The 13,278-nt window shown below is 65.8% G+C and carries 12 protein-coding genes; 3 read left to right on the top strand and 9 right to left on the bottom strand.

Annotated features, from left to right (window positions below; all coding sequences use genetic code 11):
• Nucleotides 1–7: 7 nt before the first annotated feature.
• Both IEG05_RS02500 and IEG05_RS02495 read right to left on the bottom strand, forming a co-directional pair.
• Entirely contained in the window at nucleotides 8–469 is a 462-nt protein-coding gene (locus IEG05_RS02500; RefSeq protein ID WP_046618406.1) for a FecR domain-containing protein, read from the bottom strand.
• A 343-nt stretch (nucleotides 470–812) separates the two neighbouring features.
• Nucleotides 813–1,571 (bottom strand): substrate-binding periplasmic protein, encoded by a 759-nt coding sequence (locus IEG05_RS02495; protein WP_041015207.1) that lies wholly within the window; start codon nucleotides 1,569–1,571, stop codon nucleotides 813–815.
• 480 nt (nucleotides 1,572–2,051) lie between these two features.
• Here IEG05_RS02495 and IEG05_RS02490 point away from each other — a divergent pair, with 480 nt between their 5' ends.
• Complete coding sequence (locus IEG05_RS02490) at nucleotides 2,052–4,025, top strand: AAA family ATPase (protein ID WP_046618407.1); 1,974 nt, start codon at nucleotides 2,052–2,054, stop codon at nucleotides 4,023–4,025.
• 44 nt (nucleotides 4,026–4,069) lie between these two features.
• Here the strand turns inward: IEG05_RS02490 and IEG05_RS02485 are convergent, their stop codons facing one another.
• Nucleotides 4,070–5,146 (bottom strand): GlxA family transcriptional regulator, encoded by a 1,077-nt coding sequence (locus IEG05_RS02485; protein WP_046618409.1) that lies wholly within the window; start codon nucleotides 5,144–5,146, stop codon nucleotides 4,070–4,072.
• 111 nt (nucleotides 5,147–5,257) lie between these two features.
• Here IEG05_RS02485 and IEG05_RS02480 point away from each other — a divergent pair, with 111 nt between their 5' ends.
• The gene (locus IEG05_RS02480) at nucleotides 5,258–6,535 is read left to right on the top strand and encodes a tetratricopeptide repeat protein (protein WP_046618411.1); all 1,278 of its coding nucleotides are present in this window, start codon (nucleotides 5,258–5,260) and stop codon (nucleotides 6,533–6,535) included.
• Nucleotides 6,536–6,572: 37 nt separating this feature from the next.
• Here the strand turns inward: IEG05_RS02480 and IEG05_RS02475 are convergent, their stop codons facing one another.
• The 4 genes from IEG05_RS02475 to IEG05_RS02460 form a co-directional block, all read right to left on the bottom strand.
• Nucleotides 6,573–7,190, bottom strand: coding sequence for a TPM domain-containing protein (locus tag IEG05_RS02475; protein WP_041015211.1), 618 nt, complete (start codon nucleotides 7,188–7,190; stop codon nucleotides 6,573–6,575).
• Between the two features lie 18 nt (nucleotides 7,191–7,208).
• Complete coding sequence (locus IEG05_RS02470; RefSeq protein WP_041015212.1) at nucleotides 7,209–7,952, bottom strand: TPM domain-containing protein; 744 nt, start codon at nucleotides 7,950–7,952, stop codon at nucleotides 7,209–7,211.
• Nucleotides 7,949–8,557 (bottom strand): LemA family protein, encoded by a 609-nt coding sequence (locus IEG05_RS02465; RefSeq protein WP_031297351.1) that lies wholly within the window; start codon nucleotides 8,555–8,557, stop codon nucleotides 7,949–7,951. Before IEG05_RS02465 ends, IEG05_RS02470 begins: the two co-directional genes overlap by 4 nt.
• Before the next feature lie 106 nt (nucleotides 8,558–8,663).
• Nucleotides 8,664–9,584: a LysR family transcriptional regulator gene (locus tag IEG05_RS02460; RefSeq protein WP_046618413.1), complete on the bottom strand. Its 921-nt coding sequence runs from the start codon at nucleotides 9,582–9,584 to the stop codon at nucleotides 8,664–8,666.
• A gap of 102 nt (nucleotides 9,585–9,686) precedes the next feature.
• Between IEG05_RS02460 and IEG05_RS02455 the strand changes: the two genes are divergently transcribed.
• On the top strand, nucleotides 9,687–10,700 hold the full coding sequence (locus IEG05_RS02455; protein ID WP_046618415.1) for a zinc-binding alcohol dehydrogenase family protein: 1,014 nt from the start codon (nucleotides 9,687–9,689) through the stop codon (nucleotides 10,698–10,700).
• A 1-nt stretch (nucleotide 10,701) separates the two neighbouring features.
• Here the strand turns inward: IEG05_RS02455 and IEG05_RS02450 are convergent, their stop codons facing one another.
• On the bottom strand, nucleotides 10,702–11,925 hold the full coding sequence (locus IEG05_RS02450) for a CaiB/BaiF CoA transferase family protein (protein ID WP_191121657.1): 1,224 nt from the start codon (nucleotides 11,923–11,925) through the stop codon (nucleotides 10,702–10,704).
• A 65-nt stretch (nucleotides 11,926–11,990) separates the two neighbouring features.
• Nucleotides 11,991–13,172, bottom strand: coding sequence for an acyl-CoA dehydrogenase (locus IEG05_RS02445; RefSeq protein WP_191121608.1), 1,182 nt, complete (start codon nucleotides 13,170–13,172; stop codon nucleotides 11,991–11,993).
• Nucleotides 13,173–13,278 lie beyond the last annotated feature (106 nt).

The raw sequence follows: 13,278 nt of genomic DNA, 5'->3' as shown, positions 1-13,278 counted from the left end.
ATCGGCTTCACGGGCTCACCTTCATCAACACCTGGCCACCGCGCACGCCGATGCGGCCGTCCGGCGTGTCGACAGCGATGGCCTGTGGATCGAGGCGGGCCATGTCGCCCGCAATCAGGTTGAGCGTGCCGCGATTGAGCGTCGCGCGCAGGCGCAGCTCATCCAATGCCGGGGCGAAGCGATAGTCGTCGAGGGTCAGCTCGCTGTGCGGGCCGAAAGCCAAAACGCTGCCGTCGCCGAGGATCACCCCCAGCGCACCTTCGGCGCCGGTGCTCAAAGCCACACCCGGCACGATTGCCTGGCCGACCTTGGCGGCGTTGGTATAGCCGCGACTACTGATGTACGCAGCGCCTTCCACCCGCGCCACATGGCCTACCGGTTCGGGTAGGTTCTCGGCGTTGGTAGGCGCAATCCAGACTGCGGCGGCCATGCAGAAGGCACGCAGCACGTAGTTATTGAAGCAAGTCATCGAATTCTCGAATCGCCAGGAGTGCGGTTGGAGCGATACCGCTCCACTGGACTAAGGCAGTCCAAACCGGCAAAAAATCCCCTGCCGTTTCATTTTCCGGCGACTTGTTGATCGAACCGGGGCCACGCGGCTACCCCGGGGCGATGAGTTCGGCCAACAGGCGTTTATCAGAATCCGCCAGACGAAATCTAAGAGGCAGTGTGGGCAGGCCCCACGGCGGCAACCTGCGTTAGCCAGATGCCTCGCCGGCACGCCTCATTCATGCCTGGGAGTGATGCGATCCGATTGCACGTAGAACTCGCCGAAGGGACGATCACCCGTCCCCCGGTAGCGTGAAACGCCTTCAGTTCACGTAACGCTGCGCCGCCTGCTGCAGCAGCCCTTCCTGCTTCATCTGGTCGAGGGTGCGCTGCAACTTCTCGACGACTGCATCCGGCGTTTCCTTGTTCAGCGCCAGATAGAGGTCGACCCGGCTCAGGGTCAGCGCCACGGCCAGCGGGCCGACGCCGGCCTGCTTCGCCTCGTATTCGCCGGAGGGGTTGGTGGTCGCCCACAGATCGAACTGACCGGCCTTCAGCTTGGCCGGGGTGTCGATCAGCGAACTCTGCACCTCGATGCCACGGTTGATCAGGTACTGACTGCCCACGCTGCCATCCTTCGAGCCGATTCGATACTGCTTGGCAGCATCCAGGCTGGAGACCTGAATCTGGCTCTCCGGAGTCTTGAGCAGCACGATCTGGATCTCGCTGAGCGGACCGACCCACTTGTACTTGGGCTCGCGCTCGGGGGTACGGCTGAGGGAGAACACAGCGAAGCCCGGGGTCTTCTCGGCCAACTGCTGCAGGCGGCTCCACGGGAAACGCAGCGTCATCGCATAGGGCACGCCCGCACGCTTGAACAGCGCGGCCACCACCTCGGCATCAATGCCGCTGATCGCACCCTCCTTGGCGAAATTCTTGCCATCGTCGGCCATGCTGAACGGCGGGAAATTCTGCGTGAGCAGGTTGATGGTTTCCCCGTCGGCGCTGGCCGAGGCGAATGGCAGAAGGCTAATCAGCGCGCCCAGAAAAGCGCAGCGAAGATACTTCTTGTTGGTCGGCATGTTGAAGTCTCGGGTCGATCGGACGTTGTTTTTCCGCACCGGCATCGGTTCCGGGCGGCTGTCGGCAGGTTCTTATTGCGCCCGGTTCGGGACAAGCGACCGCGCGGCGATGAACCCTAACAGCGCCTTGCGGGACAATCTCTGCGCCGGATCACTTACGTGAGATGCCGTGCTCCGCCAGTCCCGCCGGGCGTCGCGGCACGTCATCCGACGCACACTTTCGTTCCCCGCGCAGCGGGTCATTCGTCGAAAACCTGCTCTCCGTTCGTCGCGTAGCCGCCCCCATGGTGGCACTTGCCGTATTCTCGCCGGCTATCGGAGTCTGCCGAGCCGAGACACAGTCGGGCATATAAATCGCATCCAACACATCCGAACTGTGGCGCGCCATGCAAATGGCGCCGCGGGGTTTCCCGCGAACAACTGTGGTCCGCCTCCTGGCGGTGGTTTGTCGAAACGTCGGGTTTCCCGATTGGATGTGAAATGAAAACACCACGTCTGCTACAAGGTCGCCGCGGCCCTGTACTTCTTATTTTCCTGCTCCTGCTGATCGCCGCCAGCGTCGCCTATTGGCAGTTGCGCCCCAGCGCCCCGTCGACGCCAGCCACTGGCGCGGCGGCGAGCATGCTCGAAGCCTTGCAGGACTCCACCGAGCCCTGGCAGGCCAATCGCCGCGATCTCTCGGTGCTGATGAACGATCTGCGTGGCGCCAGCATTGCCAGCGCCGCATTGGGTAAGGATGCGGTCTACGTCAGCCTGCACGAGGGCCTGCGCTACTGGGTGCCGGACCAGTCCGGACGCGTCGCGAGACTGCTGCTCGAGCAGTACGCGCAGAGCAGCGGCGAGCTGTTCCCGTTGGCAATGTTCCAGACCGACGCGGAAAAGCCGTTTTACAAGATCCTTCTGCCCTACTCACCGATCGCCCTGCTGCTGATCGGCGCGGCGGTGTTCTTCGCCATGAAGACCCGTAGCTTTGAAGTCCAGCGAAAAGGCAGCGGCGTGACCTTCGCTGATGTCATCGGCGCCGCCGAGGCCAAGCAGGCGCTCAGCGACGTCACCGCCTACCTGCGCGATCCGGCCGCCTATGCCCGTCTCGGCGCCCGCCCGCCCAAGGGCGTGCTGCTGACCGGCGAGCCCGGCACAGGCAAGACCCAGCTGGCCAAGGCGCTGGCGAGTGAGTCGAATGCCAGCTTCATCCAGGTCACCGGCAGCGATTTCTCCTCGATGTATTTCGGCGTTGGCATCCAGAAGGTCAAGGCGCTGTTCCGCACCGCCCGCAAGCAGGCGCCGTGCATCATCTTCATCGACGAAATCGACGGCATCGGCAAGCGCGCCGAGCAGACACGTTCCAGCGATGCCGAAAGCAACCGCATCATCAACCAGTTCCTCGCCGAGATGGACGGTTTCGATGGCGCTGCCGGCGTGCTGGTGCTGGGCGCCACCAACTTCCCCAACTCGCTCGATCCGGCACTGGTACGTGAAGGCCGCTTCGACCGCTCGATTGCCGTCGGCCTGCCCGGCCTCGATGACCGCGAAGCGCTGTTCCGCCTGTACGCCGGCAAGATCACTGCCGCGGCGGGTCTGGATTTCCCGCAACTGGCGCGCAACACGGTCGGCCTGACGCCGGCCGCGATCGCCTATATCGTCAACCACGCAGCATTGCTGGCGGCCCGCGCGGGCGCCAGACAGGTCGATATGGCGCATTTCGTCGACGCGGTGGAAACCTGCCGCATCGGCGAGCAGCCCTCCGGTGTGACACCCATGTCGCCGACCGATCGCAAGCGCATTGCCGTGCACGAAGCCGGCCACGCGCTGGTCGCAGCTGCGCTGAATGTCGGCCGGGTGGAAAAGGTCACCATCCTGCCGCGGGGTCAGGCGCTGGGTGTGACGCTGGTAACGCCGGTGGAAGACAAGCGCCTGCACATGTATTCCGAGCTGCGCAATCGCATCCAGATGCTGCTGGCCGGGCGCGGCGCCGAGCAGCTGTATTTCCACGAGGTGTCGTCCGGCGCCGGGCAGGATCTGCAGGAAGCCTCGAAGATCGCCCTTTCCATGGTCGGCGCCCTCGGCATGGGCCCGCGCGGCTCGCTGTTGAGCCTGCAGGCCGTGCGAGACGCGCATCTGGACAGCGATCCGCGAGAAGCGCTGGAAGCGGCCGATGAGCTGCTGCAGCAGCTCAATCAGGAGTGCCTGGCCCTGCTGCAGCGATTGAAACCGGCGCTCGACCACATCACCGAGCGCCTGCTCGCGGTGGAAACCGTGCCTGGAGAAGAGGTGCTGGCGGCCATCGAACGGTTGCCCGTGCACCATCACGAAGCCAGTGTCAGCTCGATCATCGGCCATGCGCTGAACAGCATCGACCGCGTCGCGGCCAGCGCCATGGACAGCACCGACAGCTTCGAACTGTCGCCGGTGGTATCGAGCGAGCCGGAAGACGACGGCCCGACCCGGCTCTGAGCCGGAGGTCGTAACGATCCCGGCGGACGGCACATCCGCTGGGATCAGTGCACGGCCGGCGCCACCTGCTGCAGCGTGGCGATGCCGTCCAGGCGCCGCGACAACACGCCGAAACGTCGCCGGTATTGCGCCGGCGTGAGGCCGACCTTGCGCCGGAACAGTCGACCGAAGAAGCCGGCGTCCTGATAGCCGACCTCCCAGGCGATCGCTTCAACCGACAGCTCTCCGCTTTCCAGCAGTTGCTTGGCCTCCTCCAGCCGCAGGGTATGGATGTAATCCAGCGGCGTCAGTCCCGTGGCCAGGGCGAAGCGGCGCTGGAAGGTCCGCTCCGGCAGCCCGCTGATGCGCACCATGGCGCTCACCGGCGCCTCTTCCTCGTAATGCTGCGCGGCCCACTCCTGGCAGCGAGCGATCACCGGATCAGCCAGCTGGCCGGTGCGCATCATCGCGGCGTAGGCCAGCGGGCTGGTCACGTCCCAGTCGAACAGGTTCAGCCGCGCCACCTCCATCGCCTCGCGCGCACCGACGAAACGGGCGATGAGAAACAGCCCCAGCGCATGCCAGCTGCTGCCACTGCCAGACATCACCAGGCGCTGGCCGACGCCGGTGCTGACCAATGCCTTGTCCGGATGCCAGCGCACGTCCGGGTATTCGCGACGCAGGCAATCGCAGTAGCCCCAGTGCGAAGTCCCTTCGCAGCCGGCCAAGAGCCCGGTACGCGCCAGCAGCATCGCCCCGGAGCAAGCCGCCGCCAGCGTCGCGCCGGCCGCATAGCGCTCGCACAGCCATTGCGCCTCGGGCGCGTAGCGATCATCGAGCGGCTCCCAGGGGCTGACCGCCAGGTTGCTAACGATCACCACGTCGGTAGGCGGTGCGTCGTCCAGACTGGCATAAGGGTGGACAGGGATATCGTTGTAGACCCGCAGCGAGTGTCCGTCGCGGCTGACGATCAGCGGCAGGAAAGGCGACGCCACGTCGGCGCGGTGCAGCAGTTGCTGCCAGTCGCGACGGGCACCCAGCAGCAGATCGTAGAGGCCGAACAGCGTCGAGGCCGTACTGTCCGGCGTCGCCAGCAGGGCGACGGTCAGCGGCGGGCGTTCGGCGATCTCTGAGCGGGCCATGGCGGAAATAGCCGGTTTGTTTCCAGGATGACTGGGGTCCAACGTAAGCCAAACCCCGAGTATGGGCGCGTTGGCCGATGCCAACGAACCGGACTCATGGAGCATAGAACAATGAAAGACGCACACGGGTACCAACTGACCGGCTGCAATAGCGAGGCGCAGGCCCTGCTCGATCAGGCGCTCGCGCAGTTCCGCTGCCTGCACGCCGAATCGCTGGCGACCACCGAAGCCACACTGCAGGCCTCGCCGGAACTGGTCATGGGCCATGTCCTGCACGCCTGGCTCTACCTGCTCGGCACCGAGGCGGCCGCCCTGCCGGTGGCCCGCACCTCGTACGAGCACGCCCTGGAGCTGCCGCACAATGACCGCGAGGCCCGCCACCTGCAGGCGCTGCGGCAACTGCTGGATGGCCGCTGGCACGCCGCCGGACGCGTGCTGGAAGACCTCAGCATCGACTATCCCCACGACATGCTGGCGCTGCAGGCGGGACAGCAGATCGACTTTTTCACCGGCGATGCACGCATGCTGCGCGACCGCATCGCCCGCGTCCTGCCGGACTGGTCGCTGGAAGTGCCTGGCTACCATGCGCTGCTCGGCCTGTACGCGTTCGGACTGGAAGAGACCGGCGATTATCGGCTCGCCGAACGCTATGGCCGCGAAGCGATCGCGCTTCAACCCAGCGATGCCTGGGCGCAGCATGCCGTCGCGCATGTGCTGGAGATGCAGGGGCGGCGCGAGGAAGGGATCGCCTGGATGCGCGGCAACCCGACCTGGCAGCAGGACAGCATGCTGGGGGTGCACAACTGGTGGCACCTGGCGCTGCATCATATCGAACTGGACGATTGCGATACTGCGCTGGCCCTGTTCGATGGCCCGGTGAATGGCCGACAGAACACCCTGGCGCTGGAGCTGATCGACGCCAGCGCACTGCTCTGGCGGCTGCAACTGCGTGGCGTGGATGTCGGCGAACGCTGGGCGGGCGTGGCCGAGCGCTGGGCAGCGATGGCAGCAGACGGCAACTATGCCTTCAACGACTTTCACGCTGCGATGGCCTTCGCCAGCGCCGGCCGCGATGACCTGCTGGGCCTGCTGCGCGAAGCCCAGCGACGGGCATGCGCGCGGGACGACGACAACGCACGCTTCACCAGCCAGATCGGCGCTCCGGGCGTCGAGGCTGTGGTGGCGTTCGTCGAGGGCGACCACGGGCGATGCGTGGAGCGGCTACGGGCGATCCGCAATCAGGCGCAGCGTTTCGGCGGCAGTCATGCACAGCGCGACCTGGTCGACCAGACACTGATCGCCGCGGCCGAGCGCGGCGGTCAGCAGCGCCTTGCGCGCGCGCTGCAGCGCGAGCGCCAGCTACTTGCCGAACAACGGCGCATGCAGTGAAAGGATGGCGCCCACGGGCGCCATCGCTGCTGGAGAGTTAAGGCAACACCACCAGCCGGTTCGGCAGTTCGTTGCGTTCATGGGTCTTCGGCACATGCTGCGCCAGCAGCGCCCCACTGGCTTCGATGCAGCCAAGAAAGCCTTCGAGCACCTGCCCCTGCTTTACCCGATCGGTGAAGCAGGCGACGACCGATTCCCAGGCGGCATTGTCGATGCGGCTGGAAATGCCGCGGTCGACCAGAATCTCCACATAGCGCTCTGCTTCGGAGACGAAGATCAACACTCCGGTGTCGCCGTCGGTGTGATGCAGATTGAGCTCGATGAACTGACGCCGCGCCAGATTGCAGGCACGCCAGTTGCGCACCGAACGGGGGATCAGGTGGCTGGTCAGCACCGGCATGCGGAACAGCACCGCAAGCACGATAAAGGTCGCCCACTGCACGAGCAGCAGCTGCCATGCGCCAAGCCAGCCACTGAAGAACAGCAGCGCTCCGGGTAACAGCAGCGCGATCAGGCCGGCCCACAGCAGCGGGATGTAGTGGTAGTCGTCTGCCTGCGCGGCCAGCACCGTGACCAGCTCGGCATCGGTGCTGCGCTCGACGCGCTCGATCGCTTCGGCTACCTGTTGCAGTTCGCTTTCGCTCAGTAAGGTCATCGTCTATCCATCATTGATTTACCAGCCGCCGGAAGCGCCACCGCCGCCGAAACCGCCGCCGCCCCCACCGAAGCCACCGCCGCCGAAACCACCACCACCGCCCCGCCCCATACCGCCAAGCAAGGCGCCCAGCAGCAAGGCACGACGACCGCCACCGCGGCCACCGCGCCCGCCGCCGATAACGAAGATTGCTACCAGCATGAGGAAGAAACCGAGAATCCCGAGGCCGCCGGGTTGCTCCTGCACCATCGGCATCACCGGGCGCAGCTCGGCCGGCAGCGGGTCGCCGCCGAGCACGGTGACGATCGCCTCCGCACCTTCGGTGATCCCGGCCGTGAAGTCGCCGCGCTGGAATGCCGGCGCGATGATCCGGTTGATGATGACCGAGGACTGCGCGTCGGTGAGCCGGCCTTCCAGACCGTAGCCGACCTCGATGCGAATCTTGCGATCATCGCGAGCGACGATCAGCAGCGCACCGTTGTCCTCGCCCTTCTGGCCGATGCCCCAGGTACGGCCAAGCTCCAGACCGAATTCCTCGATGCTGCGCCCGCCCAGGTCCGGCACCGTGACAACGACAACCTGCTCACCGGTCGCCTGCTCGTGGCCAGCCAGCATGCTGGTCAGCCGCGCCTCGGCCTGGGTGTCGAGCAGCTCGGCACGATCGACCACGCGCCCGGTCAGCTCCGGGACCTCGGCTTCCTGGGCGACCAGGCTACCGGCCCAGAGCAGCAGGATCAGCAGTAGCGGAAACCTGGAGGTCATTGAAACTGCACTTGTGGCGCTTGCTCGGCATTCTCGGCCGTAGCCTCGAAGTTCTCGCGAATCGGCATGTCGCTGTACATCAGGGTGTGCCAGATGCGACCGGGGAAGGTTCGAATCTCGGTGTTGTAGCGCTCGACCGCGGCGATGAAGTCGCGACGTGCCACCGCGATGCGGTTCTCGGTGCCTTCGAGCTGCGATTGCAGGGCAAGGAAGTTCTGATTGGATTTCAGATCCGGATAGCGCTCGGATACCGCCATCAGCCGGCTCAGAGCGCCGGTCAGCTGGTTCTGCGCCTGCTGGAACTGCTGCAGCTTCTGCGGATCATCGAGTGTGCTCGCATCGACCTGAATCGACGTGGCCTTGGCCCGCGCCTCGACCACGGCGGTAAGGGTTTCCTGCTCCTGACGGGCGAAGCCCTTGACCGTCTCGACCAGGTTGGGAATCAGGTCGGCACGGCGCTGGTACTGGTTCTCCACCTGCGACCAGGCGGCCTTCACCTGCTCGTCATAGGTTGGGATGTTATTGACCCCGCAGCCGGCCAGAAGCCAGGACAGGAGGACGACAACCGTCAGTTGCCAGGTGTAGCGAAAACGCTGCGTATGCATGATGCGCTTGTCCATTCTGTTAACCAGTACTCAGATAAGAATAGCCAAACGCCATAAGAGTTCAGGCGCAAACAAAAAGCTCACAGCTCGAGCATGAATAACGGGTCTAAATGAGATGCCAGGGGGCGCGCGCCAACAGCGCCTTGCAACGTGTCTGCAGATGTCCATGCAGCAGCCGCACCGGCTTGCTCAACTGCGCGCGATGGGCGCAGAGCAGGCTGAGTGGCGCCGCCTCGCCAAGGCAGTCCGGCAGCAGCACCCGTAGACGGCCCGCGGCCACGTCGTCGGCAATGTCCAGCCAGGACTTGTAGGCCAGCCCGCTGCCGGCCAGCGCCCAGCGACGCACCACGTCCGCATCGTCACTGACCCGGTCACCGCTGACCTGCACGGTGACCGCCCGGCGTCCTTCCTGAAAGCACCAGCGGTCATGCACGCGCCCGGCAAGCATGAAGCGCAGGCAGTTGTGCGCCGCCAGCTCGTCCAGCCGTCGTGGCTCGCCGTGCCGTTGCAGGTAGGCAGGCGAAGCGCACAGCACCCGTCGGTTCTCGCCAGCCACCGGCAGCGCGACGAGGCTGGAATCCTCCGGCGCGCCATAGCGCAGGACGATGTCCACCGGCTGACGGAACAGATCGGTCAGCCCGTCGCCCAGCAGCAGGCGCACCTGCAACTGCGGATGACTCGCCTGGAATTCGTCGAGCCAGGGCAGCAGGACGTTGCGACCGAAGTCCGATGGCGCCGACAGCTGCAGCACGCCGCTGATCGCCTCGCGACCACCAGCGAGCGCCTGTGCCCCCTCGTGCAGGCTGGCCAGTGCTGCCCGGGCATGCAGCAGATAAGCCTCGCCCTCGGCGGTCAGGCGCAGGCTGCGGGTGGAGCGCACGAACAGCCGCACACTCAGGCTCGCTTCCAGGCGCTTCAAGGCCGCACTGGCCACTGCGGGCGACACGTCGAGCCCGCGCGCGGCCGCGGAAAGGCTGCCGCTGTCGGCGGTACGGACGAACAGCTGCAGGTCGTCGATACGCAGCATTTTCAAAATCCTGTTTAAAGAGCCTCGCTTATTACCCCGTTTTTCCGCCGAGTCAAATAAACGAGCATGCCCGCACTCAACCGAACCCAATGGAGCATCAGCATGAAAGCGGTCGCCTATTTCGAATCCCACTCCATCAACGATCCCCGTGCCCTACAGGACGTGGAGCTACCAGAGCCGGTGCCCGGCCCGCGGGACCTGCTGGTGGAGGTGCGCGCCATCTCGGTCAACCCGGTGGATACCAAGGTACGCCGCAACACCCAGCCCGAGGCCGGTCAGCCGAAGGTGCTGGGCTGGGACGTCGCCGGCGTGGTGGTCGGGGTGGGCAGCGAAGTCAGCCTGTTCAAGGTCGGCGACGAGGTGTTCTACGCCGGCTCCATCGCCCGCGCCGGCGGCAACAGTGAACGCCATCTGGTGGACGAGCGCATCGTCGGACGCAAGCCGCAGAGCCTGAGCTTCGCCGAGGCCGCCGCGCTGCCGCTGACCGCCATCACCGCCTGGGAGCTGCTGTTCGAACGCCTGCAACTGGTGGAGGGCCATGGCGCCGGGCAGCAGCTGCTGATCGTCGGAGCCGCCGGCGGCGTCGGTTCGATCATGCTGCAGCTGGCCCGTCAGCTCACCGAGGTCAGCGTGATCGCCACCGCCTCGCGTCCGGAAACCCAGGCCTGGGCGCGTGAACTCGGCGCGCACCATGTCATCGACCATAGTCAGCCGTTGCACGCCGAGCTGCAGCGCGCCGGTTTCGCCAGCGTCAGCCATGTCGCCAGCCTGACCCAGACCGATCAGCACTTCGATCAGCTGGTCGAGGCGCTGACGCCGCAGGGCCGCCTGGCACTGATCGACGATCCGGCCCAACCGCTGGACGTGATGAAGCTCAAGCGCAAGAGCCTGTCCCTGCACTGGGAGCTGATGTTCACCCGCTCACTGTTCGAGACGCCGGACATGATCGAGCAGCACCACCTGCTGCAGCGCGTCAGCCAGCTGGTCGATCTGGGCGTGCTGCGCACCACCCTCGGCGAGCACTTCGGCACCATCAGCGCGGCCAATCTGCGCCGTGCCCATGCCCTGCTGGAAAGCGGCAAGGCCAAGGGCAAGATCGTGCTGGAAGGTTTCTGAGCTAGATGACGCCGGCCGCGCGCAGGCCAGCAATCTGCTCGTCATTCATGCCCAGCAGGCTCTGCAACAGCGCCTCGCTGTGCTCGCCGAGCAGTGGCGGCGGCATGCGGTAATCCACGGGTGAAGCGGACAGCCGCAGCGGGCTGGCCACCTGCGGCACACGGCCGGCCAGCGGATGCGGCATATCGACGTTCAGCCCGCGATGCTGCACCTGCGGGTCGGCGAACACCTGCGCCAGATCGTTGATCGGCCCGCAGGGCACACCGGCCTGCTCCAGCGCACTGACCCATTCGGCCGTGGTGCGGAACACCGTGACCTGGCGAATCAGTGGAATCAGTTCGGCGCGATGGGCAACGCGCGCGCGATTGGTGGCGAAGCGGGCATCAGCCGCCCACTCGGGACGCCCGGCCACCTCGCAGAACTTGCGGAACTGACCGTCGTTACCGACGGTGAGGATGATGTCGCCGTCGGCAGTGGGGAAATCCTGATAGGGCACGATGTTCGGATGGGCATTGCCCATGCGCCTGGGCGCCACGCCGGTGGTGAGGTAGTTGAGCGCCTGGTTGCCGAGGCAGGCGACCTGCACGTCGAGCAGCGCCGTGTCGATATGCTGGCCCTCGCCGCTGCGTTCGCGATGTGCCAGCGCAGCGAGCACGCCAACGGTGGCGTACAGACCGGTGAGGATATCGGTCAGCGCCACGCCGACCTTCACCGGCCCGGCGCCCTCCTCCGCATCGCTGCGGCCGGTCAGGCTCATCAGCCCGCCGAGGCCCTGGATCATGAAGTCGTAGCCGGCACGTGTGGCGTAGGGGCCGTCCTGGCCGAAACCGGTGATCGAGCAGTAGATCAGCCGCGGATTGATTGCCTTCAGGCTTTCGTAATCCAGCCCGTAGGCGGCCAGCCCGCCGACCTTGAAGTTCTCCAGCAGCACATCGCACTGCGCCACCAGCTCGCGGATGATGCGCTGGCCCTCGGGCCGGGTGAAGTCGACGGTCAGCGACTGCTTGTTGCGGTTGGCGGTCAGGTAATAGGCGGCCTCCGAAGTGTTCTCGCCGTGCTGGTCCTGGAGATAGGGCGGGCCCCAATGGCGGGTATCGTCGCCCGTGCCAGGGCGCTCGACCTTGATCACCTCGGCGCCGAGATCACCGAGGATCTGCCCGCACCAGGGCCCGGCGAGCACTCGCGACAGGTCGAGAACACGGATATGGGACAGGGCGCCGGGCATGGACGAAACCTCGAAGGCGTTTGGACGGAGCAAGCCCCCTCTCCTTCTGGGAGAGGGGTGCAGTTTCAGAAGAACGCCTGAATGCCTGTCTGCGCGCGGCCGAGGATCAGTGCATGCACATCGTGGGTGCCCTCGTAGGTGTTCACCACCTCCAGGTTGACCAGGTGCCGGGCCACACCGAACTCGTCGCTGATGCCATTGCCGCCCATCATGTCGCGCGCCATGCGCGCCACGTCGAGTGCCTTGCCGCAGCTGTTGCGCTTCATGATCGAGGTGATTTCCACCGCGGCGGTGCCCTCGTCCTTCATGCGGCCGAGGCGCAGGCAACCCTGCAGGGCCAGGCTGATCTCGGTCTGCATGTCGGCCAGCTTCTTCTGGATCAGCTGGTTGGCCGCCAGCGGCCGGCCGAACTGCTGGCGGTCGAGCACGTACTGGCGCGCGGTGTGCCAGCAGAACTCGGCGGCGCCCAGTGCGCCCCAGCTGATGCCGTAGCGGGCACTGTTCAGACAGGTGAACGGGCCCTTCAGCCCGCGTACGTCGGGGAAGGCGTTCTCTTCCGGGCAGAACACGTTGTCCATGACGATCTCGCCGGTGATCGAGGCGCGCAGGCCGACTTTTCCGTGAATCGTCGGGGCGGACAACCCTTCCCAGCCCTTTTCCAGCACGAAGCCGCGGATCTCGCCGGCGTCATCCTTCGCCCAGACCACGAAGACATCGGCGATCGGGCTGTTGGTGATCCACATCTTGCTGCCGGACAGGCGATAGCCGCCGTCGACCTTTTTCGCCCGGGTGACCATCGAGCCAGGGTCGGAGCCGTGGTTCGGCTCGGTGAGGCCGAAGCAGCCGATGTATTCGCCGCTGGCCAGCTTGGGCAGGTACTTCTGCCTGGTCGCCTCGTTGCCGAACTCGAAGATCGGCACCATCACCAGCGACGACTGCACGCTCATCATCGAGCGGTAGCCCGAATCGATGCGCTCGACCTCGCGGGCGATCAGGCCGTAGCACACGTAGTTCAGCCCGCTGCCGCCGTAGGCTTCCGGAATGGTCGCGCCGAGCAGGCCGGTCTCGCCCATCTCGCGAAAGATCGCCGGATCGGTGCGCTCATGGCGGAAAGCTTCCAGTACCCGCGGCGCCAGCTTGTCGGCGGCGAACTGCGCGGCGCTGGCCTGCACCATGCGTTCTTCCTCGGTCAACTGCTGGTCAAGCAGCAGCGGGTCGATCCAGTTGAAGCTTGCTTTGTCGGCCATTCGGAGGCTCCTCTTGTTGTCTTCGGCACCGCGGGCGCGCGGGCGGGATGAGCTGATCCTAGGCGCCGCACCGGTGCGTCGCAAACGAGGATTTCGCACCAAATTG

This window comes from Stutzerimonas kunmingensis, from assembly GCF_014764705.1.
Classification (GTDB): domain Bacteria; phylum Pseudomonadota; class Gammaproteobacteria; order Pseudomonadales; family Pseudomonadaceae; genus Stutzerimonas.
This window is presented reverse-complemented; position numbering and strand designations above follow the sequence as displayed.

What these genes read in the sequence shown, in the direction of transcription:
- IEG05_RS02500 (WP_046618406.1), bottom strand. Translation starts at nt 469, where the DNA reads ATGACTTGCTTCAATAACTACGTGCTGCGTGCCTTCTGCATGGCCGCC.
- IEG05_RS02495 (WP_041015207.1), bottom strand. Translation starts at nt 1,571, where the DNA reads ATGCCGACCAACAAGAAGTATCTTCGCTGCGCTTTTCTGGGCGCGCTG.
- IEG05_RS02490 (WP_046618407.1), top strand. Translation starts at nt 2,052, where the DNA reads ATGAAAACACCACGTCTGCTACAAGGTCGCCGCGGCCCTGTACTTCTT.
- IEG05_RS02485 (WP_046618409.1), bottom strand. Translation starts at nt 5,146, where the DNA reads ATGGCCCGCTCAGAGATCGCCGAACGCCCGCCGCTGACCGTCGCCCTG.
- IEG05_RS02480 (WP_046618411.1), top strand. Translation starts at nt 5,258, where the DNA reads ATGAAAGACGCACACGGGTACCAACTGACCGGCTGCAATAGCGAGGCG.
- IEG05_RS02475 (WP_041015211.1), bottom strand. Translation starts at nt 7,190, where the DNA reads ATGACCTTACTGAGCGAAAGCGAACTGCAACAGGTAGCCGAAGCGATC.
- IEG05_RS02470 (WP_041015212.1), bottom strand. Translation starts at nt 7,952, where the DNA reads ATGACCTCCAGGTTTCCGCTACTGCTGATCCTGCTGCTCTGGGCCGGT.
- IEG05_RS02465 (WP_031297351.1), bottom strand. Translation starts at nt 8,557, where the DNA reads ATGCATACGCAGCGTTTTCGCTACACCTGGCAACTGACGGTTGTCGTC.
- IEG05_RS02460 (WP_046618413.1), bottom strand. Translation starts at nt 9,584, where the DNA reads ATGCTGCGTATCGACGACCTGCAGCTGTTCGTCCGTACCGCCGACAGC.
- IEG05_RS02455 (WP_046618415.1), top strand. Translation starts at nt 9,687, where the DNA reads ATGAAAGCGGTCGCCTATTTCGAATCCCACTCCATCAACGATCCCCGT.
- IEG05_RS02450 (WP_191121657.1), bottom strand. Translation starts at nt 11,925, where the DNA reads ATGCCCGGCGCCCTGTCCCATATCCGTGTTCTCGACCTGTCGCGAGTG.
- IEG05_RS02445 (WP_191121608.1), bottom strand. Translation starts at nt 13,172, where the DNA reads ATGGCCGACAAAGCAAGCTTCAACTGGATCGACCCGCTGCTGCTTGAC.